Origin of the sequence: Streptomyces roseochromogenus subsp. oscitans DS 12.976 (assembly GCF_000497445.1) — a bacterium.
Taxonomy (GTDB): Bacteria; Actinomycetota; Actinomycetes; order Streptomycetales; family Streptomycetaceae; genus Streptomyces; species Streptomyces oscitans.
The window spans coordinates 6,003,211-6,027,679 of sequence record NZ_CM002285.1 but is presented as its reverse complement, the minus strand read 5'-3'; the positions used below and the strand labels follow the sequence as shown (position 1 = coordinate 6,027,679).

Sequence of the window (24,469 nt, the reverse complement as noted above, 5' to 3'; positions counted from 1 at the left end):
CATGATCTTTACATTTCCGGCACATCGGAGGGGGGTCGTCCGGGACGGCAGGGCTGCCCGGCCGGGAGACCCGGGAAACCGGGTGTTACGCAAATCACTTGCCACGGGGAGGCTCACGCTCGGGCGAGAGCGGCTCGCCGCCGGTGCCGGGCCACTCGCTCCCGATTCCCGCAGACCTCGCTGGAACACCACCGCCGGCGCCGCCCGCGGGAGGTGTCCAGGTACACGAGCGGGCAGTTGTCGCCTTCACACTCCCGTACGGCGGCTCGCGCGACGGGATCGGTGAGCAGCTCGACGGCGTCCCGGGCGACGAGGGCGAGCAGTTCCGCACACGTCGGCGAACCGGCCAACTCCCTGATGAGGCAGCCGTCCTCGGCGGGTACGGCGAGCGGGGCCGGGGTCGAGGCGCGGGCGGCCTCGTTGACGTGAGCGAGGGAGCGGTCCCGCGACGGTGGATCCACGGCATGCGGGGCCCGCACCAACCGCCCGATGTGCGCCCGCAGTTCGCGGAACCCGACGAGCCAGTGGCCGTCGGCGTGGGCCAGCGGCGTGCCGTCCGGCACGAGCCCCGCCCCGCCGATCCACGCGCACAACGCCTCGACGGAGTCCAGCCGTTCGGCCGGATGCGTGGTCGCGAGGAGATCGAGACAGATCCGTCCGGCGTCGAAACGCAGCTCGTACGCGGGCGTGGCCGTACCCAGTGCCATGCGCCTGTCACCGCCTAGGCAGGAAGCGGGGGGAACCGTGGGCTCTTCCCTTCACAGTGCCCGCCCGGACGCCGGGTCGGAACCCCTCGTACCGGGCTGGACGCACGCGCATGCGAACGCGCGCCTCGGCACGCAGGGCTCGGTCGTCTTGACGCAACCGAATGGTTGCCATAGTATCGCAATCAGTTGGTTGCTATACATGTGGAGGCAGCTATGGGATTCCCCGATCGCATCGAGCGGACCGTCGAGATCGCGCACCCGCCGGCCAAGGTGTGGGCGGCCCTCACCACGGCCGAGGGCCTGAGCGCCTGGTTCGGCGACCAGGCCGGGATCGATCTGCGCCCGGGCGGCTCGGCCTGGATGAAATGGGACGGCGGCCACTCCGCCGACATGCGGGTGGAACGGGTGGAGGAGCCGACGGTGTTCGGCTACACATGGCGCATGGCCGGTCTGCCCGAGGACGATCCGCGCCGCACCTATGTGGAGTTCACGCTCGAACCGGTCGCCACCGGCACCCGACTGACGGTGGTCGAGACCGGCTTCGCCCAGCTGCCGGACGACGTCTACCGCACCGAATTCGACGGTCACACCGAGGGTTGGGCACGCGAGCTGGGCGAACTGGTCGACTACCTCGATGCAGCGGCCTGACATCGAGGCGGTCGCCGAACAGGTCTTCGCCGCTCTGGCCGACCCGACCCGGCGCAGCATCCTGGCCGCGCTGGCCTCAGCGGGGCCGGCCACCGCCACGGACCTGGCCGGACGATTGCCGATCACGCGGCAGGCGATCGCCAAACACCTGGCCCTGCTGGCCGAGGCCGGACTGGTGACGGCCGAACCGGGTGAGCGGCGCCGGGTGCGGTACCGGCTGCGGACCGCGCCGATGCGGGTGGCGCAGCAGTTCCTGGCCGCGCTGGCGCGTGACTGGGACAGCCCGCTCGACGCGCTGAAGGATCACCTCGACGAGCAGGCGCGCGGATCCGCGTGACGGGTCCGGCGCCGCCCGCGCCCACTGCGGAGGGAGCACCGAAGGTGAACGCGGAATTCCGCCGGCCGGCCGAGCCGGCGATCGCACTGGGGGTGACGCTCGCGACAGCCACGGCATGCTGGGCCGCCGCGGTCCGGCTGATGCACGGCATGAACATGGGGGTGGCGACCAGCCCCGGTCCCTCGGGGTTCTTCGCCGCGACGTGGACGACGATGATGGCGGCGATGATGCTGCCGGGCGCGGCTCCGGCCGTCGCCCGGCACGTCCGCGCGACCGGCGGGCTGTGCACCGCGCTGCCGTTCGCCGCGGGCTACGTGGCCGTCTGGGCGCTCGCGGGTGTCGTGGCGTACGCGCTGGACCGGCCGCACGGAGCACCGGCCGCCGGCGCGGTGGTGATCGCGGCGGGCGCCTATGAACTCACGCCGGTCAAACGGCGTTTCCGGCGCCGCTGCCATGAGGAGGCCGGTTCCGGGCTCAGGTACGGGTGGTACTGCACCGGCTCGACCATCGGGCTGATGGCGATGCTGGTGGCGCTGGGCGTGATGAGCCCGCTGTGGATGACAGTGGTCGCCGTCCTCGCCTCCGCCCAGAAGCTGCTGCCCGCGAGGACCGCGGTCGACGTTCCCCTGGCGCTGGCGATCGCCGGACTCGGACTCGTGATCGTCATCGCGCCTTCGCTGGTTCCGGGGCTGCTCATGCCACCAGGGACGTAACGACACCGAAGAGGAAACGGAACAGGAAACGGAGGCGGACCATGACTGGTCACAAGACGGGGACACGCGAGGAGTGGCTTGCCGCGCGGCTGGAGCTGCTCAAGGCGGAGAAGGAGCTGACCCGGCGCGGCGACGAGCTGGCCCGGCGCCGGCAGGAGCTGCCCTGGGTCCGGGTGGACAAGGACTACCGCTTCGAGACGGACGAGGGCACAGCGTCGCTCGCCGACCTGTTCCAGGGCCGCTCGCAGCTGCTCGTGTACCACTTCATGTTCGGGCCCGACTACACCGCCGGATGCCCGTCCTGCTCGGCGATCGCCGACGGCTTCAACGGCTCCGTGGTCCATCTCGCCCACCACGACGTGATGTTCTGGGCGGTATCGCGGGCCCCGCTCGCCCAACTCCTCTCCTACCGGCAGCGGATGGGCTGGAGCTTCCCGTGGGCGTCGTCCTACGGCAGCGACTTCAACTTCGACTTCGGGGTGGCGCACACCGAGGAGGAGTGGGAAGCGGGAGTCGTCGCGTACAACTTCGGTGAGGAGGACCTGCGGCCGGCGACGGCCGACGAGAAGAGTTCCCGGGACGCCTTCACCCGGTCGATCGTCGGCACGGACTGGCGGACCTACCGGCGCGAAGGCCCCGGCGTGAGCGCGTTCGCCCTGCAGGACGGCACCGTCTACCACACCTACTCGGCGTACGCGCGCGGCCTGGACGCCCTGTGGGGCATGTACCAGTGGCTCGACCGCGCACCCCTCGGCCGTAACGAGACCGGCTTCTGGTGGCACCGCCACGACGAGTACGACAGCCGGTGAGCGACCGCCGGGTGCGCCACGCGTCGGTGCGCCACGCGTCCGTGCTCTACGCGTCCGTGCTCTACGCGTCCGCGTACTTGGCGTCCGCCGCCGGGTCCAGGGCCAGGCGGTAGCCCCGCTTCACCACCGTCTGGATCAGCTTCGGTGACCCCAGAGCCGTACGCAGGCGGGCCATCGCCGTCTCCACCGCGTGTTCATCGCGGCCCGCGCCCGGCAGTGCCCTCAGGAGTTCCGCCCGGGGCACCACCCAGCCGGGCCGCCGGGACAGGGCGCGCAGCAGCGACATGCCCGCCGGCGGCACCGGCCTGAGGTCGCCGTCGACCAGGACCCCGTGGCCCCGGATCTCCACCCGGTGCCCGGCGATCGGCAGCGAGCGGGCCCGGGCCGGGAGTTCCTGGCAGAGCAGCTGGACCAGAGGGCCCAGCCGGAAGCGTTCCGGCTGGATCGTGTCCACGCCGTGCGCCTGCAGCGGGATCGCCGTGACCGGGCCCACGCAGGCCGGGAGGACGTCGTGGGACAGGGCCGACAGCAGGTCGGGGAGCAGGCCCCGGGTCTCCGCCCGGGAGAGAAGGGAGGCCGCCGCCGGGGCGCTGGTGAAGGTGAGCGCGTCCAGCGACCGGGCGACCGTCGCGTCCAGGAGACGGTCCAGTGGGGTGATGTCCTCCGGGGGCATCCAGCGGTACACCGGCACCGGGACCACCTCCGCTCCCCCGGCCCGCAGGGACTCCACGAAGCCCGGAAGCGGTTCGCCGTGCAGCTGTACGGCGATACGGCGGCCGTCCACGCCCTCCTCCAGGAGCCGGTCCAGGACCTCGGCCAGGGACTCCGAGGAAGGTGACCACTCCTCCGTCAGACCGGCCGCGCGGATCGCTCCCTTGACCTTGGGGCCCCTGGCCAGCAGTTCGGCGCCGTGCAGCCGGCCGAGCAGCTGCTCGCCGAGGCCCCAGCCGTCGGCGGCCTCTATCCAGCCGCGGAATCCGATCGCCGTGGTGGCCACGACCACATCCGGCACCTGGTCGATGATCCCCTTCGTGGCGGCGAGGAGTTCGCCGTCGTCGGCGAGCGGCACGATGCGCAGGGCGGGGGCGTGCAGGACCGCGGCACCGCGCCGCTGCAGCAGGGCGCCCAGCTCTTCCGCCCGGCGCGCGGCGGTGACGCCCACGGTGAATCCCGCGAGCGGACCGTGCTCCAGGGCTCCGGCTTGCTGCTCTTCGTCGTACATGGGGCATCTCCTAGCTGGCCGGCACGCCGAACGAGCCTGTCAACGGCGCATGACAGGCTCGGTTCGACTTCATTGCGCCGGTGTTACGTCACACTTCCGCGTAGCTGAGCTGCGGTTTTGTCTCCTGTGCAGCCATGGTCGCAGCCTGCTTCGCCGGGCGTCGAAGGTATACGGCCCACGTCACCGCGAAGCAGAGGCCGTAGAAGGCGAGGAAGGCGACGAACGCGCCGGTGCCGGAGCCGTAGGAGAGGAAGGACTGGCGGAAGGCCAGGTTGATGCCGACCCCGCCGAGCGCGCCGACCGCGCCGATGAGCCCCATCGAGGCGCCGGACAGACGGCGGCCATGGGCCACCGCTTCCTCCCCCTCAAGCCCCTTGGCCAGGGCCTTTGCCTGGAAGATGCCGGGGATCATCTTGTACGTCGAGCCGTTGCCGAGGCCGCTGAGCACGAACAGCACCACGAAGACGCTCACGAACAGCAGGAGCGACTTCTGCCGGCTCGCGACGATCAGGACGGCCGTCGCCGCCGCCATGCCCACGTAGTTCCAGAGAGTGATGCGGGCGCCGCCGTAGCGGTCGGCGAGCCACCCGCCCAGCGGACGGATCAGGGAGCCGAGCAGCGGGCCGATGAAAGTGAGGTACGCCGCCTGGAGCGGGGTGCGGCCGAACTGGTTCGTCAGGACCTGGCCGAAGGCGAAGCTGTAGCCGATGAAGGAGCCGAACGTGCCGATGTAGAGGAAGGACATGATCCAGGTGTGGGCGTCCTTGGCGGCGTCCTTGGCCGCACCGGTGTCGTTCTTCACCGATGCCAGGTTGTCCATGAAGAACGCGGCCAGCACGGCGGCCACGACGATCAGCGGGATGTAGATCCCGAGCAGGAGGCGCGGGCCGCCGCTCGCGCCGATGATCGCCAGCGCCACGAGCTGGATGACCGGCACGCCGATGTTGCCGCCGCCGGCGTTCAGCCCCAGCGCCCAGCCCTTCTTCCTCAGCGGGAAGAAGGCGTTGATGTTGGTCATGGAGGAGGCGAAGTTGCCGCCGCCGATGCCCGCCAGGAGGCCCACCAGGAGGAACGTGGTGAAGGACGTCCCGGGCTTCATCACCGCGAACGCGGCCACCGTCGGCACCAGCAGCAGGCCCGCCGAGATGATCGTCCAGTTGCGGCCGCCGAAGACCGCCACCGCGAAGGTGTAGGGGACGCGTACGACGGCGCCGACGAGCGTGACCATCGAGGTCAGCAGGAACTTGTCGGCGGGGGTGAGGCCGTACTTGGGGCCCATGAAGAGGACGAGGACGGACCACAGGGTCCAGACCGAGAAGCCGATGTGCTCCGAGAGCACCGAGAACCACAGGTTCCGGCGGGCGATCCGCTCCCCCGTCGCCTGCCAGAATGCCTCGTCCTCCGGATCCCACTGCTCGATCCAGCGGCCACTGCGACGGGGTACGGCTGGGGCTGTCATGATCCCTCCACGGGGCTCCGGCTGCTCGGTCTGCCGTCGACCTGCCATCGACTGACTGAGCCCGAAGGTAGGGAGGGCGCGTTTCCGCGCTGTGCCTGTGGGTGACCGGAAGGGAACGTTGCTCTCACTCGGAGCGAACGGCAGCGGTGAGGGTCCCGCTCAGGACGCGATCCGGTACCGGTGCTCCGGACGGCCCGTCGCCCCGTAGCGCAGAATCAGCCGGACCATGCCCTCCTTGACGAGGTACGACAGATAGCGCTGGGCCGTGGCCCTGGAGACTCCGGTCAGTTCCGCGGCCTCGGCGGCCGACAGATCGCCGTGGGCGGCACGCAGGGCCTGCTGGACGAGGGCGAGCGTGGGCGCGGAGTGGCCCTTGGCCGGCACCCGGGGGACGGCCGGTGGCCGGACCGCGCTGAACAGGGCGTCCACATCGGCCTGTTCGGTGTCCGTGGTCTCCCCGAGGGTGTCGACGCGGTGCTGGAGTTCGCGGTACGAGGTGAGCCGCTCGGCCAGGTCGGCAGCGCCGAAGGGCTTCACCAGATAGCCCACGGCGCCGAGTTTCATGGCGGTACGGACCGAGGCGATGTCCCGGTCCGCGGTGATCATGATGGCGTCGGGGCGGGCTCCGCCCGCGTCCCCGGTGAGCCGCCGCAGGACGTCCAGTCCGCTGCCGTCGGGCAGGAAGATATCAAGGAGGAGCAGGTCGGGGCGGAGGTCGGAGGTCGCCTGGAGCGCGTCGGCCACGGTCGCCGCCTCGCCCACCACCTCGTAGCCCTGGACCCGGGACACATAGTCGCAGTGGATGCGGCTGACCCGGAAGTCGTCGTCCACGACCAGGGTGCGGATCATCAGCGGTCACCTCCCACAGGCAGCACCTTCGTGAAACGCTCCGCAAGGGGATCCGGCAGCGGCAGTCGTACCGTGAACACCGCGCCCGGACCCTCGCTGACGGTGATCGTGCCGCCGTGCCGCGACACCAGGCGGTGGACCAGGGCCAGGCCGAGGCCGCGCCGGGCGGTGCCCCTCTCGGGCCGGGTCGACCAGCCGTCCTCGAAGATCGACTCGCCGGCGCCGGGCGGGATGCCGGGACCGGTGTCCGCCACCCGTACGGTCGTGCCTTCCGTGTCCTCGGTGAGCCTGATCCCGACCACGCGTCCCTGCGGCGGGACAGGCCCGTCGCCCGCCGCGTCGATCGCGTTGTCCAGCAGGTTGCCGGCGATCGTCAGCAACCGGCGCAGATGCGGCGGGTCCTCGCCCAGCGCGGAGTCGTCGTCGAGTACGACGCGCACCCCGCGCTCGGCGGCGACGGTGGTCTTGGCCACGACCAGACCGACCATCAGCGGATTGCCGATCCGCCTGCGCACGGACTCGGTGAGCGCCTGCCCGGCGCCGGCCGACTCCACGGCCAGCTCGTACGCGTCGTCGTACGCCCCGATGTCCAGCAGTCCGGCGAGCGTGTGCAGGCGGTTGGTGAACTCGTGCTGCTGCGCCCGCAGCGCGTCGGTCAGCCCGCGCACGGAGTCCAGCTCCCGCAGCAGTCCGACCAGTTCGGTGCGGTCGCGGACGGTCACCACCGCGCCCAGTTCGCGCCCGCGCAGGGTCACCGGCATCCGGTTGACGACCAGACAGTGCTCGTCGGTCAGCACGCTGATGTCGGTGCCGGTCAGGGTCCCGTCCAGGGCCCGGCGCAGCCGTCCGTCGGGCAGCACCTCGGCCAGGGTGCTGCCGAGCGCGGTGCCGAGGCCGAGCAGACGGCGGGCCTCGTCGTTCACCACCGTGATCCTGCCGTTCGGGGCGAAGGCGAGCACGCCCTCGCGGATGCCGTGCAACATCGCCTCGCGGTCCTGGAGCAGCCCGGCGATCTCCTCCAGCTCCAGCCCGAACGTGATCCGCTTCAGCCGCCTGGCCAGCAGGAACGCGGCCACCGAACCGAGTGCGGTGGCGATCGTGGCGTACACGGCGAAGGTGGGCAGCTCGCGCCACAGCTCGCCGAGCACATCGTGTTCCGGGATGCCCACCGACACCTCGCCGACCAGGGTGCCCGTCGGCCCGTACAGCGGGACCTTGCCGTTGGCGGAGCGCCCGGTCGCGCCCTGGTCCGTGCCGACGTGCGGCTGCCCGTCCCGCGCCACGACCGGCTCGGTCACCGGCGAGCCGACCAACTGCGGCATGGGGTGCGAGTGGCGGATTCCGTGCAGGTCGATCACCACGACGTACGACGCCCCCGACGACTGCCGGATGCGTTCGGCGACGGCCTGCACCACGTCCGACCCGCCTTCCTGCATGGCCCGCCGGATCTGCGGGTCCGCGGCCGTCGTCTTGGCGATGGCCACGGCCCGCTCCTCGTAGGTGCGGTCGAGTGCGGAGCGCTGCGCGAAGGCGAACAGGAGGAATCCGATCACGCCCGTGAGCGCCAGGATGACGAGCTGGCTGGCCAGGATCCGCGCGGACAGTCTCCCCCTCCCGCCGCGCCCGATCCGCGTACGGATGGGTGTCACAGGTGCCTCTTCGCCCCTGTTCTGAGTGGTGCCGGGCCGGCCCTGCGCCGGACCCGTGGTGGCGTGATTGTGCCTGATGGCCGATTTTCTGCCCAGCCCCGTTTCGCTGAGCAGAACGAGCAGAACCCGGGTTTACGCGGCTATCGCGGGATACCTGGGAAACAGCGACGTAACAACCGGTGGCTTCTAGCGTCTGCCTTCACCTCGACCTCCGAGGGCGAAAGGAGACGGCCCCCCATGGCTTCGCGAAACGATGTCGCGACGAGCCCCATCGCCGGCGCAGCCGACCGCGAGGACGCGCGCATCGAGATATCCGGGCTCACCAAGCGATTCCTGACCCCTGCCGGTGAGGTGTTCACGGCGCTGCACGGCGTGTCGTTCGCCGTGGAGCCGGGCCAGTTCTGCGCGGTGGTCGGCCCCACCGGCTGCGGCAAGTCGACCACGCTCGGCATGGTGTCCGGGCTCGACCGGCCCAGCGAGGGCTCGGTCAAGGTCGGCGGCCGCGAGGTGGACGGCATCACCGACGGCGTCAGCTTCATGTTCCAGGCGGACGCCCTGCTGCCCTGGAAGACCGTCCTCGGCAATGTGCTGATGGGGCCGGTCTTCCGTGGCGTGCCCAAGCAGCAGGCCCAGGCCTCGGCGCGGGACTGGCTGCGCCGCGTCGGCCTCACCGGGTTCGAGGACCGCTACCCGCACCAGCTCTCCGGCGGTATGCGCAAGCGCGTGGCGATGGCCGCGGCGCTGATCAACGAACCCAAGATCCTGATCATGGACGAGCCGTTCGGCGCCCTGGACGTGCAGACCAAGGCGATCATGTCGACCGAACTGCTGGGCCTGTGGGAGCAGATCCGTCCGTCCGTCATCTTCATCACCCACGACCTCGACGAGGCCGTGGCGCTCGCCGACCGGGTCGTCGTGATGACGTCCAGCCCCGGGTCGGTCAAGGCGGTCTTCGACATCGACCTGCCGCGCCCGCGCGGCTCCGTGCAGGAGATCCGCTTCCAGCCCCGCTTCATCGAACTCCAGCACCAGATCTGGGAAACGCTGCGCGAAGAGGTCGAGCGCGCGTACGCACGCACCGCAGGAGGCACGGCATGAGTACGGCATCCCCCGCGTCCCCCGCATCCACCGCGCCGGTCACAGGCGGCGGGCAGACCTCGGCGGCCGCCGCCGCCAAGCGGGCCGCCCGGCGGCGCGTCGCGCGGGTGTGGGCGGGCCGCATCGGCATCGCGGCCTTCGTCCTTGGCGGCTGGCAGGCCTTCACCTCCTGGGGCATCGTCGACCCGTTCTTCTTCGGCCAGCCGTCCGGAATCTTCAAGCGGCTGATCGATCTCTTCCAGAACGGCACCGAGTTCGGCTCCTTCTACGCGAATATCTGGACCACCATCCAGGAAGCGCTCATCGGCTTCGCCGCCGGTTCCGTCGCCGGAGTCGTCTTCGGCGTGGCACTGGGCCAGAGCCGCTATCTGTCCGACGTCCTCGGGCCCTACATCAAGATGGTGAACGCGATCCCGCGGATCGTCCTCGGCTCGATCTTCATCGTCGCCTTCGGCATCGGCGTGACCCCGAAGATCCTGCTCGCCGCCGTTCTGGTGTTCTTCATCGTCTTCTTCAACGCCTTCCAGGGCGTCCGCGAGGTCGACCGCAACATCCTGGCCAACGCCCGGGTGCTCGGCGCCTCCCAGCTGCAGATCATCCGGCACGTCATCGTGCCCTCCGCGCTCACCTGGATCATCGCCAGCCTGCACAGCGCGTTCGGCTTCGCCATCGTCGGCGCGCTGGTCGGCGAGGTGCTCGGCGCGCAGAGCGGACTGGGTCTGGTCATCAAGACCGCGCAGAACAACTTCGACCCCAACGGCGTGTTCGCGACGATGCTCGTCATCGCGGTCATCGTGCTGGGCGCGGAGTGGCTGATCGGCAAGCTCGAACACCGGCTGCTGGCCTGGCGTCCGCCGGCTCCCTCCGAGGCCAACTCCCTCTGAACCCCAACTCCCCTTCACATCCTCCGCGTTGAACATCCCCGCATGTCCCCGCATGTCCCCGCATGTCCGAAAGGAAAGAGCCGCCATGTACAGAAGAGCCCTCACCGCATCGCTCGTCACCGTCCTGTCCCTCGGCGCGGTCACCGCGTGTTCCAGCAGCTCGGGCAGCTCCGGTTCGGGCGGCTCCGGCGGCACCCCGACCGTCAGGCTCATGGTCGGCGGCATCGACAAGCAGATCTACCTGCCGTTCCAGCTCGCCCAGAGCCTCGGCTTCTACAAGAAGTACGGCGTCGACGTGACGCTGAGCACCGAGCAGGACGGCGGGACCGGTGCCGAGGACGCCATGGCCTCGGGGCAGGTGGACATGGCGGGCGCCTGGTACAACCACACCATCGACTTCCAGGTGAAGGGCAAGGCGGTCGAGGACATCGTCCAGCTGTCCGGCGCACCGGGCGAGCGGGAGATGTGCGCCACGAAGAGCGGCGTGCACTCGGCCGCCGACTTCAAGGGCAAGACACTCGGTGTGACCGACCTGGGCTCCGGCACCGACACCCTCACCCAGTTCCTGGCGGCCAAGAAGGGCGTCAAGACCGGCGACTTCCACCGGATCGGAGTCGGCGCGGGCTCCACCGCCATCGCCGCGCTGCAGAACGGCAAGGTCGCCTGCGTGATGACGACACAGCCGACGGTCGCCGCGATCCAGAAGAAGGGCATCGGCTACTCCGCGGTCGATGCGGCCACCACCCAGGGAGCCACGGCGGCGACGGGCGGTGCCTGGCCCGCCGCGGGTGTCATCGCCCGGACCGACTGGGTCGACTCGCACAAGGACGCCGCCCAGAAGGTCGTCGACGCGCTCGTGGCCACCATGCACTGGATCAACACGCACAGCGCGGCCGACATCGCCGACAAGCTGCCGCAGTCGTTCGTGCAGAACCAGCTCGTGACCAAGGCCGACTACATCGCGGCCCTGACCCAGGACAAGGGGCAGTTCCTCCCGGACGGCATCATGCCGGCGGGCGGCCCGAAGAACGTCCTCGCCACGGAGGAACTGGTCGGCCACGCCACCTCGAAGGTCGACCTCGGCACCACGTTCACCAATGACTTCGCCCTCGCGGCCAACAAGAAGGAGGGCTTCACCACCAAGACGGCACCGGCGGGTTCGGCGGGCTGATCCGCGACACACGCCCGCACGGGGCCGCCCGGGTGACCACACCCCGGGCGGCCCCGTGCCGTGAGCGCGTCAGGGCCGGACCGTCATCGTCGTCTCGTCCGCCTCAGGGGTCCAGCTCCCGCCCGGCCGCCGCAGCCAGCCCTCCGCCTCCGCGACCTCTCCCGCCGCCCGGCGCAGCGCGTCCAGACCGGGATGGACCAGGCCCCTCCGCCACACCAGGGAGACCGGTGACAGCGGGACGGGCTCGACGAGGGGCCGGCGGACCGTGCGGGGCAGGGCCGGAAAGTCCACCACGGCCAGCACCGGATGACGGTTCTTGGCCATGATCCGCTCGAACTCCTCGTCGCCGACGGCGAGCGGAAGGGGCGGGGCGAGCCGGATGCCGCGCCCCTCGAAGAGCCGGCAGGCCAGATCGGTCCACTCCCGGGTACGCGGGTTCCCGGCGCCGCCGTACACGGTCTCACCGGCCAACGCGGCCAGCGGCACCTCCGGGCGGGCGGCCAGCGGATGGTCTTCAGGAAGTACGACGGCCATGGGCTCGTAGCGCACCGGTTGCTGCTCCAGCCCCGACCGCACCGCCGGGTCCAGGCCGGCGAAACGGCCGAAGGAGGCGTCCAGCCGGCCGGCCAGCAGCTCTGCGGCGGCTCCGGTCAGGCCGCTCTCGTAGCGGGCCATCAGCTCGCAGTCGGGGGCGAGTTCGCGGGCCCGGTGCAGGACACGGTGGCCGGTGACCAGGCCCGGGGAGTTGAGGTCCACGAGCAGGGGGCGGGCCTGGCCGAAGGAGGCGAGCAGTTCGTCCTGGGCGGTGAGCACGCGGCGCGCGAGCGGCAGCAGGCGTTCGCCGTCCGCCGTCAGCGTCACCTGCCGGGTCGTACGGACGAACAGCTCGGCGCCCAGCTCCCGTTCCAGCCGCCGCACGTCCCGGCTGAGCGCCTGCTGGGCGACGTACAGGCGGGCTGCGGCGCGGGTGAAGTGGAGTTCCTCGGCGACGGCGAGAAAGGCGCGCAGGAGCCGGGGGTCTATGGCGGAGGGGGCGGGCATGGCGGTGAATTTACAACGCGGGTGCGTGAATTGGCAGGGAGAAGGTGTTGGACCCGGTGATCCACTCCGGGCGAGGGTGGGGACATGCCCGCGCACACATCAGCGACAACTCCCGGCTACCGCCGCCTCTTCGACCTACCCGGCACCCGTGCCTTCACCGCCGGCAACCTGCTCGCCCGTCTTCCCATGGGCATGTTCAGCGTCAGCGCGGTCGTGATGATCGCCGGGTCCCGGGGCTCGTACGCCCTGGCCGGTGCCGTCACCGCCACCGGTCTCGCGGCGACCGCGCTGGCCGGGCCCTGGGTCGCGCGGCTCGTGGACCGGCACGGGCAGGCCCGCATAGCCGTACCGGCCACGCTCGCCTCCGTGCTCGGCAGCCTCGCGCTGCTGCTGTGCGTGCGCTACGGCGCCCCCGACTGGACCCTGTTCGCCGCCTACGCCCTCACCGCCACCACCCCCAACATCGGTGGCCTGTCCCGCGCCCGCTGGGCCCATCTGCTGCGGGAGGACCCCGCGGCGCTGCACACCGCGAACTCCTTCGAGCAGGCCGCCGACGAACTGTGCTTCATGCTCGGCCCGGTGCTCGCTTCCTTCCTGACCGGCGCGTTCTTCCCGGAGGCCGGCACGCTCGTCGGTGCGGTGCTGCTGCTCGCGGGCATGCTGCTGTTCGCCGGACAGCGGTCGACCGAGCCGCCCGTCCAGCGGCGGGCCCGGGGGAAGGGGCCGTTGCGGGCGGCCGGGTTCCCCGCGCTGCTCGCCGGGTTCGTCGCCACCGGTGCCGTCTTCGGGTCCATGGAGGTCGTCACGATCGCGTACGCCGACGCACACGGGCACCGGTCGGCGGCCGGCGTGGTCCTCGCCCTGCAGGCGGCGGGCTCGTGCGCGGCGGGCCTGCTGTACGGCACACTCCGGCCGGCCGGATCGCCCGAACGACGCCATCCGTGGTGCCTGGCCGCGATGACGGCACTGATGACCCTGCCGCTGCTCGCCGCCCGCGGCACCGGGTCCCTGATCGCGCCGGCCGCCGCCCTGCTGGTCGCGGGCATGGCGACCGCGCCGACCATGGTGACCGCGATGACGCTCGTGCAGCGCCGTACCCCCGAGGGATGCCTCAACGAGGGCATGAGCCTCGCCGTCACCGGGCTGCTGACCGGCATCGCCTGCGGCTCGGCGATCGGCGGCTGGGCGGCCGAGCACACCTCACCGGGATCGGGCTTCGCCGTACCGGTCGCGGCAGCCGGTACGGCACTGGCCATCGGCACGGCGGCCGTACTGCGGCCCTCGGGTCAGCGAGGCTCGTAGCCGTACGGAGGCTGCGGCTGCTGCGGGTACGGCTGCTGAGGCGCGTACGGGCCGGGAGCCTGCTGGGGCTGCGGGTAGGGCTGGGTCTGGCCGTACTGCTGAGGCTGAGGGTGGCCTTGGGGGGCCTGGGGCTGGGGGTATCCCTGGGGAGCGTATGGACCCGAAGCCGGAGTCTGCTGACCGTAGGGGCCCTGGCCGTAGGAACCCTGCTGGCCGTACGGCCCGCCGCCGTACGCCCCGCCATACGGCCCCGCCTGCGCGCCGGCCCCGGCCCCCGGCACCTGAGCCCCCGGCGGCAGATACCGCACCCGCCCGGTCTCATCCGTGACCGGTGCGAATCCGGCGGCCTGGAGGCGGGTCGCGAACTTGGCGTTGCGTCCGCGAGTCACGGCGAAGCCGATGCCGAAGACCGCCATGAGGATCACCCACACGACGCCGGCCACGAACATGGCGCCGACGCCTCCGCCCCTGCGCACCACGAAGAGGACGAGACCGATGGTGAGTCCGCCGGCCGCGAGCAGCATGCGCTTCTCGGCGCTCTTGCCGGTCAGGTCGAACTGGATGCGGGCCTTGAGGAGTTCGAACGCGTCGGGCACGACGGGTGGCAGCGATTCCCCGTCGGCGGCGTTCGGGTACTGGGCCCAGTTCTGCGCGGCCCGATTGCGGGCCTGCGGGCTGGGATCGGGCACGACGAGGAGCTTGAGCACGTTGTTGCGCGAGCCGGTGTACCGGGCGTCCGCGTACTCGTAACCGAACTGCTGGGCGATGAAGGCGAGCCGCGCCGCCTTCTTCACCGAGGCCCATGCGATGGTGAGCTCAACGGGCTCGCCCATCGCGATCAGATCCAGCATCTTCCGTATCTGCCGCTTGCTCACGCGCAGCCACTCCCCGTCGGACACGTCACGCTGTTCACTTCAGCAACCGGGGCAGTCTTCCACGCCGTTTCCCACGACGGAACGGCCGCCCGACGGATTGACCGGGCCTTGACCTGCCACTGCCGCGCCGTACCAGTGGATCTTCCAGGTCGAGCCGCCGCTTCCCGAGCGGTCGGCCAGGCGGAAATGATCTTCACCAATTCCCTCGGACTCTGGGCGCCGACGACCGCGTCCTGGTGGGACGGTTGGAGTCTGAGAAGCGTGGCACAACTGGCGGCGTCAGTAGCCGCACAGACCCTCACCCCCGAGCAGATCCACGAGCGGGGCGAGCGGGTCCGTGCGGTGCTGGCCGAGCTGTTCGGGCACGAGGTCACCGACGAGGAGTCGGCTGAGATGCGCCGCCCATCGTGCGGCCCTGCAGGAGGCTGGGATCGGCCGGTGAGCCTCGTCGACGATTTCTTCCTCGACACCCCCACGCTCGTCGCGTTCGGCGGGAACAAGCAGGTCTCCGGCCTCGTCCACACCGCTGCCACCACGGGCGACCTGCGGCTGTGGGTGCCGATGCCGTGCCTGCTGGAGGCCGAGCGGGAGCGCTCCGCCCGAACCCGGCTGTGCCCCTGGGAGCCCTGGTCGCAACGGTGGAGCCGGACGCCTACGGCGGGCTGGGCGTGCCGGTGTTCGACGTCAACCGCTGAGCCATCGCACGACGAAGGCCCCGCCGCTAGAAGCGGCGGGGCCTTGGCCCACATGGGGTGCCCCCGAAGGGGCTCGTGGAGATGGCGGGAATCGAACCCGCGTCCAACGGTGCGGAATCAGGGCTTCTCCGTGTGCAGTTCGCTGCGCTTTTCTCGGCCCCGGCGATCACGCGAACAAGTCGCCGACGGGCTCAGTCACTGTTTGGTTTCCCTCTTCACCCCGTGACCGGGATCAAGGTTTAGTTCCCTAGCTGATGCCAGGATCCGGGTCGGGAACAGCCCCGGGCTGACACTTCGCAAGTCGCTACTTAGGCAGCGAGGGCGAAGGAATCGCGCTTGGTGTTGGCGATTATTTTTTGCGACATATGGTTTACGAGATCATTGCCGCTTCCTCGACACGCTTCCCCTGCTTCGACAGCCGCTGTCGAAACCGATCATCCCCATGTTGTGTTTTCAATGCACACACCGGGTTCAACCGGTGTTGGCACCATCGTACGTGAGGGACGCACGCCGATGCCACCGTATTCCCGGGCTACGCGCCGCGCTGCCTCCGCTTCGCCGCCGCGATCGCGCGGTCCGACTCACGCCGGTCCTGCTTCTCGCGCAGGGTCTGGCGTTTGTCGTACTCCTTCTTGCCTCGTGCGAGCGCGATCTCGGCCTTCGCGCGGCCGTCCTTGAAGTACAGGGCGAGCGGCACGATGGTGTGACCTGTCTCCTGGGACTTGGACTCCAGCTTGTCGATCTCCTCGCGGTGCAGCAGCAGCTTGCGCTTGCGGCGCGCGGAGTGGTTGGTCCAGCTGCCCTGGTGGTACTCCGGGATGTGGGCGTTGTGCAGCCACGCCTCACCCCGGTCGATCTGGACGAAGCCGTCGGTCAGCGAGGTCCGTCCCTCGCGCAGCGACTTGACCTCGGTGCCGGTGAGCACGAGCCCGGCCTCGTAGGTGTCGATGATCGCGTAGTCGTGCCGGGCCTTTTTGTTCTGGGCGACGATCTTGCGCTTGCCGCCCTTCTCGCCGTCCCTGGCCTTGCCGGCCCCGCCGCCCTGCTTGGGCTGGGACTCCTTGGGTACGTACATTCCCTTGCTCATAGTGCCGTCCATTTTCGCACTACGGAGGGGGCTGGCGGCCAGCCCTTAATCGGCGTCGCCCAGGCCGCTGAGTACGGTCTCGGCCCGCTCCACGGCGGCCTGCCCGTCGGCCTGCCCGACATCCAGGTCAGGGGTGATACCGCGACCGTCGACGCTGTGGCCGGAGGGGGTGCGGTAATGCCCGACGGTCAGCTCGGCGACGGACCCGCCGGGCAGTGTGGTCGGCATCTGGATGGAGCCCTTGCCGAAGGTGCGCGAGCCGATCACCACCGCGCGACCCCGGTCCTGCAGCGCCCCGGTGAGCATCTCGGCCGCGCTCATCGTGCCGCCGTCGACCAGGACGACCAGGGGCCGGGAGGTGTCGCCGCCGGGGTCGGCGTGCAGGGAGCGCGGGGCGCCGTCGACGTCGTACGTGGCGACCAGGCCGCCGTCGAGGAAGGCGGAGGCGGTCTCCACCGCCTCGGTGACCAGGCCGCCGGAGTTGCCGCGCAGGTCGAGGACGATCCCGGCGTCGGCCGGAGCCTGCCGCAGCGCGGCCCGCACGGCGTCGCCGGAGCCCTTGGTGAACGCGGCGATCTTGACGACGGTGACCCCGCCGGTCAGTCTGCGCTCGGTGACGGAGTCGGTGGACAGGCTGGCCCGGCGCAGTTTCTCGGTCCACGCGCGCGTGCCGCGTTCCAGGCCCACGGTGACGGTCGTACCGGCGGCCGCGTCGTCGGCGTCGCCGCGCAGCAAGGAGACGACCTCGGTGACCGGCCGTCCGTCAACCTTGCTGCCGTCGACGCTGCGCAGCCGGTCGCCCTCGCGGATCCCAGCCTCGGCGGCAGGCGAGCCGGGCTGCACCTTGGTCACCTCGATCCGGCCGTCCCGTGCGCGTGCCGCCCACAGGCCGACGCCGGTGTACCGGCCGTCGAGTGACTCCTGGAACTCCTGGTACTCGCCCTCGGAGTAGACGGCGCCCCAGCGGTCCCCGCTGCGGCTCACGGCCCGCTCGGCGGCCTCCATGGGGGACTTGCCGTCGGCCATCGCCTCGGCGGCGGCCTTCTGGACGTCCTCGTGCCGGGTGGCCGTGGGCGCCGGGCCGACGGCGGCCTTCCGCGCGGTGGCGTCGGGCTCCGGGAAGGAGCCGGTCGCGGCACCGGTGACCAGGACGCCGGCGAAGACCAATGTCAGGGCGGCCCCGCGGCGGGTGCGGCGGGGCTGAGAGAACCGGTCTCGGCCTGACATGGCCGTGAGTCTAGGACAAGGCGAAGGGCCGTACGGCCGGATGTCCGTACGGCCCTCTTGGTATGCGTCACACCTTCAGGTACTTGCGCAGCGCGAAGAACGCCGCCAACGACGGCATCAGCACGCTCGTGGCGAGGATCAGCGGCAGCTTGGTCAACACCGCGTCCCAGCCTACGAAGTTGATGAGGGTGAGCTTGTGGGAGAGGTCCATGCCGTGGTCGATGGTGAAGTACCGTCCGACCACCAGGGCCACACAGGCGAGCCCGCCGCCGATGAGCCCGGCGACCGCGGCCTCGGCGATGAACGGCGCCTGGATGTAGAAGCCCGAGGCACCGACCAGGCGCATGATCCCGGTCTCGCGCCGGCGGCTGAACGCCGAGACGCGCACCGTGTTGACGATCAGCAGCAGCGCGACGATCAGCATCATCGCCATCACGCCGAGCGCGCCCCGGTTCATCAGGTTCAGCAGCTGGAAGAGGTTGTCCAGGATGCCCTTCTGGTCCTGCACGGACTGGACACCGGGGCGCCCGTTGAAGGCCGACGCGATGACCTGGTACTTCTGCGGGTCCTTGAGCTTGATCCGGTACGACTCCTGCATCTGGTCCGGCGTCAGCGAGCTGGCCAGCGGAGAGTTGCCGAACTGCTCCTTGTAGTGCTTGTACGCCTCGTCCTGCGACTCGTAGGACACCTTCTCCACGACCGGCATCGCGCGCAGGTCGTGCTGGATCTGGTTCTTCTGGTCCTGGGTGACCGCGCCTTTGGCGCAGTTGACGTCCGAGTCGGCGTCGTGCTTGTTGCACAGGAAGATCGAGACGTTGACCTTGTCGTACCAGTAGCCCTTCATGGTGCTCACCTGGTCGCTCATCAGCAGCGAGCCGCCGAAGAGGGCCAGGGACAGGGCGACGGAGACGATGACGGCGAAGGTCATCGTCAGATTGCGGCGGAGACCGACACCGATCTCCGACAGGACGAACTGGGCGCGCATGGCGTCTGGTCGAGCCTTTCCGTCGTGAACTTGCTTAGTGCTGGTAGCCGTAGACGCCGCGGGCCTGGTCGCGGACGAGGCGGCCCTTCTCCAGCTCGATGACGCGCTTGCGCATCTGGTCCACGATGTTCTGATCGTGTGTCGCCATGATGACGGTGGTGCCCGTCCGGTTGATCCGGTCGAGCAGTTTCATGATGCCGACGGAGGTCTGCGGGTCGAGGTTGCCGGTGGGCTCGTCGGCGATGAGCAGCTTGGGCCGGTTGACGAAGGCCCGCGCGATAGCCACGCGCTGCTGCTCACCGCCGGACAGCTCGCCGGGCATCCGCTCCTCCTTGCCGCCGAGCCCGACGAGGTCGAGCACCTGCGGTACGGACTTGCGGATCTCGCCGCGGGACTTGCCGATGACCTCCTGGGCGAAGGCCACGTTCTCCGCGACGGTCTTGTTCGGCAGGAGCCGGAAGTCCTGGAACACCGTCCCCAGCTGGCGGCGCATCTGGGGCACCTTCCAGTTGGAGAGGCGTGCGAGGTCCTTGCCCAGCACGTGCACCTGTCCGTGGCTGCACCGCTCCTCGCGGAGGATGAGCCGCAGGAAGGTGGACTTTCCGGAGCCGGAGGACCCCACGAGGAAGACGAACTCGCCCTTCTCCACCTCCAGGGAGACATCCCTGAGTGCGGGGCGGGTCTGCTTGGGGTAGACCTTGGAGACGTTGTCGAATCGGATCACGGATGCACCACGGGTCGCCGGGGGTAGATGAGCGTGACCATACGCGAACCGGGTGTGCAAGTGCAGTCGCAGGTCGAGGTTGGGGCGGGCTTGTCGTTTTTGTACCCACCCCTGACTCCGTCCCGCTCTCCCAGGGCCCGCGCAGGGCTTGCACGAACCTGGCACAGTGGAGGGGGAACGTTCTCGTTCCAGTGAGCGTTGTACGAGTGATGGCCGGAGCAAGGAGGGCGACCGCATGACGTACGACCGGTTGGTGTGCGCGAACTGCGCGGCGCCCGTGAGCGAGGGCCGGTGCCCGGTGTGCCGTGCCAACCGCGAGCGACTGCAGCAAGAGGGTTTTCTGGGCGGGGTGAACCCGATGGCGCTGATCGCGCTGCTGGCGGTGCTGATCGCCGCGGTGGCGCTGCTGGCGCACCAGACCGCGTAAGAAGAGCCCCAGAAACCTGTCAGGGCCCGGAGCGCCGAGCTCCGGGCCCTTACGTGTGCGCGTCAGGCGCGCAGCGTGACCATACGGCTACGCTCAGGCGGCCGCGCCGCCCCGGCCGTTCACCAGCCGCGGCAGGACACGGAAGCCGATGCCGCCGGCGATCATCGTCGCGGCACCGATCACCAGGAACATGGTCTCGCCGGCACCTGTCTCGGCGAGCTGCTTGCCGTGACCCTGGCCCTTGCTGTCGGAGCCCGTGTCGGTGAGGGCCGAGGAGCCCTGGTCCTGGGTGGCGTTGTTGTTGCCACCCTGGGGGGTGTCGTTGTTGCCGCCGGTGCTGGAGGAGCCACCGGTGCTGCTGGAACCGCCGGTGGTCGAGCCGCCGGTGCTGCTGCCACCCGTGCTGCTGGAACCGCCGGTGGTGGAACCGCCCGTGGTGGAACCGCCCGTCGTGGAGCCGGTGGTGCTGCCACCGGTGGTGGAACCGCCCGTCGTGGAGCCGCCCGTGGTGGACCCGGTGGTGCTGCCACCGGTGGTGGAACCGCCCGTCGTGGAGCCGCCGGTGGTGGACCCGGAGGTGCTGCCACCGGTGGTGGAGCCCCCGGTAGTGGTGGACCCGGTGGTGCCGTTGTCACCGCCGGTCGTGCCGCCGCCGATGACACCGCCGATGGTGACATCACCGGTGGTGGAGGCGTCGCCGCCGGTGGCGTTGCCACCCGTGGAGGCGTCGCCGCCGGTGGTGCCGGTGCCGCCGGTGGACGCGTCGCCACCGGTCGTGGAGTCCCCGCCGGTGGTGGAGTCACCACCGGTGGCGTTGCCGCCGCCGTCGGTGGTGCAGACGGCGATCGGGCAGCCGCCGTCGGTGCCGCCGTCGTCCCCGGCGTTCGTGTGCACGCCCAGGTTGATCGGGCCGGCCTGGACATCGATGCCTGCGGCGGAGGCCGCGCCGGCGGCGGTCAGGGACGCACCGGCCGCGATCACGGCGCCCGCGGCTATCCGCGCGACCCGGATCCGCGTCTTCTTCGTCATATGGTTGCTACCCCCAGTAGCTGTTCGTCAATGAGGCGGCGCGTGGGGCGTTGCCGTGATCGACGGGAGGCAGCTGGTGACGAAGTCCGCGTCAAGTCATTCCCCCGGTTCACATGCGCCCCTCTAAGTACGCATGCCGCGTGTCACCCTTCCGATTTTTCAAAGCAACGTCAAGGCCGTTGCGGGCGCAATGTCCCTTGGGTGAGCGTTTGGGGCGAGTTGAAGCCTGTGAGTGTGATGTAAAACCCAGACAAAAGACAAACTGCCGCCTCTCGGGCGGCAGTTGTCATGTCGACAAAGTTACTTCTCCTGCTGCTTGCGCCAGCGAATGCCGGCCTCCAGGAAGCCGTCGATCTCGCCGTTGAACACGGCCTCGGGGTTGCCGACCTCGAACTCGGTGCGCAGGTCCTTGACCATCTGGTACGGGTGCAGCACGTACGAACGCATCTGGTTGCCCCAGGAGTTGCCGCCGTCGCCCTTGAGGGCGTCCATCTTGGCCTGCTCCTCCTGCCGGCGGCGCTCCAGAAGCTTGGCCTGGAGGACGTTCATCGCCGTGGCCTTGTTCTGGATCTGCGAGCGCTCGTTCTGGCAGGAGACCACGATGCCGGTCGGGAGGTGGGTGATGCGCACCGCGGAGTCGGTCGTGTTGACGCCCTGGCCGCCGGGGCCGGAGGACCGGTAGACGTCGATGCGCAGGTCGGACTCGTCGATCTCGACGTGGTCGGACTGCTCGACGACCGGGAGTACCTCGACACCCGCGAAGGAGGTCTGGCGGCGGCCCTGGTTGTCGAAGGGCGAGATACGCACGAGACGGTGCGTGCCCTGCTCGACGGAGAGGGTGCCGTAGGCGTACGGCGCCTGGACGGAGAAGGTGGTCGACTTGATGCCGGCCTCTTCGGCGTACGACGTCTCGATCAGTTCGGTCTTGTAGCCACGCTGCTCGGCCCAGCGCAGGTACATGCGCTGCAGCTTCTCGGCGAAGTCGGCGGCGTCGACGCCACCGGCCTCGGCGCGGATGTTGACCAGCGCCTCACGGGAGTCGTACTCGCCGGACAGAAGGGTGCGGACCTCCATCTCGTCCAGCGACTTCTTCACCGCGGCCAGCTCGGACTCGGCCTCGGCGCGGGTGTCGGGGTCGTCCTCCTCCTCGGCCATCTCGAAGAGGACGGCGAGATCGTCGATCCGGCCGCGCAGCGCCTCCGCCTTCCTGACCTCGGCCTGGAGGTGGGAGAGCTTGCTGGTGATCTTCTGCGCCTCGTCCGGGTTGTCCCAGAGGGACGGCGCGGCCGCCTGCTCCTCGAGCACGGCGATGTCTGCCCTCAGCTTGTCGAGGTCCAGGACGGCCTCGATCGACTCCATGGTCGAGGAGAGGGACTTCAGCTCTTCGGATACATCGACGACTGCCACGCCTTCAAGCGTAACGGCTGTGGCAACCGACCTCGGCCCTGCTGCACCCGGAGGCTGCCCTCAGGGGGTCGATGTGCTGTGGGTGTCCTGCGCCGGATGGTCGTCGCCACCGGAAGAGGCCAGATACGCGCCGACGCCCACGACGGCCGCCACGGCCAGCCCGGCCACGCCCAGCGTGATCCGGCGCCGTCGTACCGTCGCCCGGTGCTTGGCCGAGCCAGGCCGTGGCGCGCCGGTGGTCCGGGGAGCGCGGGCCGTCCCGTGCGCACCGCCCGCCAGCTCGTCCGCCCCGGGCACCCGCATCGACGTATGCGTGTCCCGGTTGGAGTCCGGCTTGGCTCCGGGGACGAGGGACACCGCGCCGCGCCGCCGTACCGGCTCCGCCGAGGGCGCGTCCGTCGGCGCGGCCTCCTCCGCCCCCTCCTCGGAGGGGTCCGGCTCGTCCACGTCCAGCGGCGGCATCCCGGCCAGCGTCGGCAGCTGCTCGCGCAGCCGCGCGGCCAGCTCCGAGGCGCGCAGCCGGGACGCGGGCGCCTTGGCCAGGCACTGCACGAGCAGCTGCCACAGCTCCTCGGGGATGCCGGGGAGGGGGACGACCGTCTCCGTGACGTGCCGTCGCAGCACCGCGCCCGGGTGCCCGCCGCCGAAGGGGGTGAAGCCGGCCAGCAGCTCGTACAGGACCGTCGCGAGGGCGTAGATGTCCACGGACGCCCGCGGCGGCAGGCCCTCGACGATCTCGGGGGCCAGGTAGTCCGGGGTGCCGATGATCTTCGTGGCGCGGGTTCGCTTCGGCGAGTCGATCAGCTTGGCGACGCCGAAGTCGGTGAGCAGGGCGGGGTGGGCGCCGCCGGGGCCGAGCGGGCCCTGCATGTCGAGGAGGACGTTCTCGGGCTTGACGTCCCGGTGGACGACCCCGACCGCGTGGGCCGCCGCCAGCGCGTCGGCGATGTCGGCGACGATCGCCACGGCAGCCTCGGGGGCGAGCCGCCGCTCGCGCTCCAGACGGGTACGCAGGTCGGTGCCGCGCACCAGGTCCATGACCAGGGCCAGGTCGTTGCCGTCGACGACCAGATCGCGCACGGTGACGATGTGCGGGTGCTCCAGGCCGAGCAGCGCGGTGCGCTCCTGGACGAAGCGTCCGACGAGCTCCTCGTCGGAGGCGAGGTCCTCGCGCAGCAGCTTGACGGCGACGGGGCCCTCGGGTCCCTCGCCCAGCCACACCGTGCCGGCGCTGCCCCGCCCCAGGATCTGGTTCGCGGTGTACCGGCTGCCGATCTTCCGTGCCAAGACTGCTCCTACAGACGCGCGTTGTCGCGTGGTGCCGATAAAACTACGCGTCCGACGAGCCAACCTTCACCGCGGAGGCGGAAATCACCCGTCAGATGTCGACAAATCCGCAAACTCGCGGTCAGTTACCGGGAGTACGCACCGTTCGGTGTCCGCTCGGTTGCCGCTCAGTTCCCGCTGCCCGAGGAGCCGCCCAGATCCTTGATCCACTTGCTCGTCTGGTGGACCCAGTGGGTCACCTCGTGCCAGTAGCCCCGGCCCTGGCCGATCCAGGTGTGCAGCGGGGTCAGCTCATAGATCAGCCAGCTCGCCACAACCAGGATGACGATCGTGAACAGACAGCCCTTCAGGCAGCCGAGCCCCGGGATCTTCATGGGGTTGGCGCTGCGCTGCCGTGGCGCGCGGGGCTCGCGCGCGGGCCGCTGCGGCTCCGGGGCGGGCGGCGCGTACCGCTGCGGCTGCTGTGGCGGCGCGTACTGCTGGGGCTGCTGGGGCTGCTGGGGCGCATAGCCGTACCCCTGCTGGTAGCCCTGCTGCCGGCCGCGCGGCTGCGGCTGCTGGGGGGCGGCCCTGCGGGCCTGGCGCGGCTGCTGTCCGGGCCGGGCGACCTGCCGCTGCGGCCGGTGGCGCAGCGGGTCGTCCTCCGGGGACAGGAACTGCTGGACCTGCGTCTGCTCGTTGCGGTCACGGGCGGCGCGCAGCTGGGTCTGCCAGGGGTGCGGCTGCTCGGGCTGCTGCCCCTGCGGACCGGTGTTCGGCAGCACCGCCGTGGGGTCCGCCGCGCCCGTGTTCGGCAGTACGGCGGTGGGATCGGCGGCGCCGCCGGGGCCGCCGGTG

The 24,469-nt window shown here is 70.5% G+C and carries 24 protein-coding genes, 1 other RNA gene and 1 pseudogene; 9 read left to right on the top strand and 17 right to left on the bottom strand.

Annotation, left to right across the window (positions count from 1 at the left end):
- Nucleotides 1–113: 113 nt before the first annotated feature.
- Complete coding sequence (locus M878_RS75635; protein WP_023550129.1) at nt 114–707, bottom strand: CGNR zinc finger domain-containing protein; 594 nt, start codon at nt 705–707, stop codon at nt 114–116.
- 213 nt (nt 708–920) lie between these two features.
- Here M878_RS75635 and M878_RS75630 point away from each other — a divergent pair, with 213 nt between their 5' ends.
- Genes M878_RS75630 through M878_RS75615 form a run of 4 tightly spaced genes read left to right on the top strand, consistent with a single transcriptional unit; the run spans nt 921 to nt 3,214 of the window.
- The gene (locus M878_RS75630) at nt 921–1,355 is read left to right on the top strand and encodes an SRPBCC domain-containing protein (RefSeq protein ID WP_023550128.1); all 435 of its coding nucleotides are present in this window, start codon (nt 921–923) and stop codon (nt 1,353–1,355) included.
- The gene (locus M878_RS75625; protein WP_023550127.1) at nt 1,342–1,692 is read left to right on the top strand and encodes an ArsR/SmtB family transcription factor; all 351 of its coding nucleotides are present in this window, start codon (nt 1,342–1,344) and stop codon (nt 1,690–1,692) included. The genes M878_RS75630 and M878_RS75625 overlap by 14 nt, the downstream gene beginning before the upstream one ends.
- 44 nt (nt 1,693–1,736) lie before the next feature.
- Nucleotides 1,737–2,405 carry a DUF2182 domain-containing protein gene (locus M878_RS75620; protein WP_023550126.1) on the top strand — a complete coding sequence of 223 codons (669 nt, stop codon included), beginning with the start codon at nt 1,737–1,739 and terminating at the stop codon, nt 2,403–2,405.
- Nucleotides 2,406–2,446: 41 nt separating this feature from the next.
- Nucleotides 2,447–3,214 carry a DUF899 domain-containing protein gene (locus M878_RS75615; RefSeq protein WP_023550125.1) on the top strand — a complete coding sequence of 256 codons (768 nt, stop codon included), beginning with the start codon at nt 2,447–2,449 and terminating at the stop codon, nt 3,212–3,214.
- A 61-nt stretch (nt 3,215–3,275) separates the two neighbouring features.
- On the opposite strand, the gene M878_RS75610 is transcribed toward M878_RS75615, so the two are convergent.
- The 4 genes from M878_RS75610 to M878_RS75595 form a co-directional block, all read right to left on the bottom strand.
- Nucleotides 3,276–4,436, bottom strand: a complete 1,161-nt coding sequence (locus tag M878_RS75610; RefSeq protein ID WP_023550124.1) for a uroporphyrinogen-III synthase — start codon at nt 4,434–4,436, stop codon at nt 3,276–3,278.
- A gap of 88 nt (nt 4,437–4,524) precedes the next feature.
- A complete protein-coding gene (locus M878_RS75605; protein WP_023550123.1) occupies nt 4,525–5,895 on the bottom strand; it encodes a nitrate/nitrite transporter in 1,371 nt (456 codons plus the stop codon).
- A gap of 159 nt (nt 5,896–6,054) precedes the next feature.
- Nucleotides 6,055–6,744, bottom strand: a complete 690-nt coding sequence (locus M878_RS75600; RefSeq protein ID WP_023550122.1) for a response regulator — start codon at nt 6,742–6,744, stop codon at nt 6,055–6,057.
- The gene (locus M878_RS75595) at nt 6,744–8,393 is read right to left on the bottom strand and encodes an ATP-binding protein (protein ID WP_023550121.1); all 1,650 of its coding nucleotides are present in this window, start codon (nt 8,391–8,393) and stop codon (nt 6,744–6,746) included. Before M878_RS75595 ends, M878_RS75600 begins: the two co-directional genes overlap by 1 nt.
- Nucleotides 8,394–8,630: 237 nt before the next feature.
- Here M878_RS75595 and M878_RS75590 point away from each other — a divergent pair, with 237 nt between their 5' ends.
- From M878_RS75590 to M878_RS75580, 3 genes are all read left to right on the top strand, one after another.
- Nucleotides 8,631–9,491: an ABC transporter ATP-binding protein gene (locus M878_RS75590; RefSeq protein ID WP_023550120.1), complete on the top strand. Its 861-nt coding sequence runs from the start codon at nt 8,631–8,633 to the stop codon at nt 9,489–9,491.
- Nucleotides 9,488–10,375 (top strand): ABC transporter permease, encoded by an 888-nt coding sequence (locus tag M878_RS75585; protein WP_023550119.1) that lies wholly within the window; start codon nt 9,488–9,490, stop codon nt 10,373–10,375. Before M878_RS75590 ends, M878_RS75585 begins: the two co-directional genes overlap by 4 nt.
- Before the next feature lie 85 nt (nt 10,376–10,460).
- Nucleotides 10,461–11,546: an ABC transporter substrate-binding protein gene (locus M878_RS75580; protein WP_023550118.1), complete on the top strand. Its 1,086-nt coding sequence runs from the start codon at nt 10,461–10,463 to the stop codon at nt 11,544–11,546.
- Between the two features lie 69 nt (nt 11,547–11,615).
- Here the strand turns inward: M878_RS75580 and M878_RS75575 are convergent, their stop codons facing one another.
- Entirely contained in the window at nt 11,616–12,587 is a 972-nt protein-coding gene (locus M878_RS75575; RefSeq protein ID WP_023550117.1) for a LysR family transcriptional regulator, read from the bottom strand.
- A gap of 84 nt (nt 12,588–12,671) precedes the next feature.
- Between M878_RS75575 and M878_RS75570 the strand changes: the two genes are divergently transcribed.
- Nucleotides 12,672–13,889 (top strand): MFS transporter, encoded by a 1,218-nt coding sequence (locus tag M878_RS75570; RefSeq protein ID WP_023550116.1) that lies wholly within the window; start codon nt 12,672–12,674, stop codon nt 13,887–13,889.
- Here M878_RS75570 and M878_RS75565 read toward each other — a convergent pair.
- The 7 genes from M878_RS75565 to ftsE form a co-directional block, all read right to left on the bottom strand.
- Nucleotides 13,874–14,764, bottom strand: a complete 891-nt coding sequence (locus tag M878_RS75565; protein WP_031225788.1) for a hypothetical protein — start codon at nt 14,762–14,764, stop codon at nt 13,874–13,876. The genes M878_RS75570 and M878_RS75565 overlap by 16 nt on opposite strands.
- 279 nt (nt 14,765–15,043) lie before the next feature.
- The gene (locus M878_RS97715; RefSeq protein ID WP_023550114.1) at nt 15,044–15,286 is read right to left on the bottom strand and encodes a hypothetical protein; all 243 of its coding nucleotides are present in this window, start codon (nt 15,284–15,286) and stop codon (nt 15,044–15,046) included.
- A gap of 246 nt (nt 15,287–15,532) precedes the next feature.
- Nucleotides 15,533–15,901, bottom strand: a transfer-messenger RNA (tmRNA) gene (ssrA, locus tag M878_RS93010).
- 90 nt (nt 15,902–15,991) lie between these two features.
- On the bottom strand, nt 15,992–16,534 hold the full coding sequence (smpB, locus tag M878_RS75555) for an SsrA-binding protein SmpB (RefSeq protein WP_023550113.1): 543 nt from the start codon (nt 16,532–16,534) through the stop codon (nt 15,992–15,994).
- Between the two features lie 57 nt (nt 16,535–16,591).
- Entirely contained in the window at nt 16,592–17,773 is a 1,182-nt protein-coding gene (locus tag M878_RS75550) for a S41 family peptidase (RefSeq protein ID WP_078630390.1), read from the bottom strand.
- Nucleotides 17,774–17,840: 67 nt separating this feature from the next.
- Nucleotides 17,841–18,758 (bottom strand): permease-like cell division protein FtsX, encoded by a 918-nt coding sequence (gene ftsX, locus M878_RS75545; protein ID WP_023550111.1) that lies wholly within the window; start codon nt 18,756–18,758, stop codon nt 17,841–17,843.
- Nucleotides 18,759–18,792: 34 nt separating this feature from the next.
- Nucleotides 18,793–19,482, bottom strand: a complete 690-nt coding sequence (gene ftsE / locus M878_RS75540; RefSeq protein WP_023550110.1) for a cell division ATP-binding protein FtsE — start codon at nt 19,480–19,482, stop codon at nt 18,793–18,795.
- A gap of 235 nt (nt 19,483–19,717) precedes the next feature.
- On the opposite strand from ftsE, the gene M878_RS75535 reads away from it, so the two are divergent.
- Nucleotides 19,718–19,909 carry a hypothetical protein gene (locus tag M878_RS75535; protein ID WP_023550109.1) on the top strand — a complete coding sequence of 64 codons (192 nt, stop codon included), beginning with the start codon at nt 19,718–19,720 and terminating at the stop codon, nt 19,907–19,909.
- A 93-nt stretch (nt 19,910–20,002) separates the two neighbouring features.
- Here the strand turns inward: M878_RS75535 and M878_RS75530 are convergent, their stop codons facing one another.
- From M878_RS75530 to M878_RS75515, 4 genes and pseudogenes are all read right to left on the bottom strand, one after another.
- The gene (locus M878_RS75530; RefSeq protein ID WP_023550108.1) at nt 20,003–20,938 is read right to left on the bottom strand and encodes a hypothetical protein; all 936 of its coding nucleotides are present in this window, start codon (nt 20,936–20,938) and stop codon (nt 20,003–20,005) included.
- A gap of 300 nt (nt 20,939–21,238) precedes the next feature.
- On the bottom strand, nt 21,239–22,345 hold the full coding sequence (gene prfB, locus M878_RS75525; RefSeq protein ID WP_023550107.1) for a peptide chain release factor 2: 1,107 nt from the start codon (nt 22,343–22,345) through the stop codon (nt 21,239–21,241).
- Nucleotides 22,346–22,405: 60 nt separating this feature from the next.
- On the bottom strand, nt 22,406–23,632 hold the full coding sequence (locus M878_RS75520; RefSeq protein WP_023550106.1) for a serine/threonine-protein kinase: 1,227 nt from the start codon (nt 23,630–23,632) through the stop codon (nt 22,406–22,408).
- Between the two features lie 167 nt (nt 23,633–23,799).
- Nucleotides 23,800–24,469 (bottom strand): annotated as a pseudogene (locus tag M878_RS75515) (serine/threonine protein kinase); the annotation flags it as partial.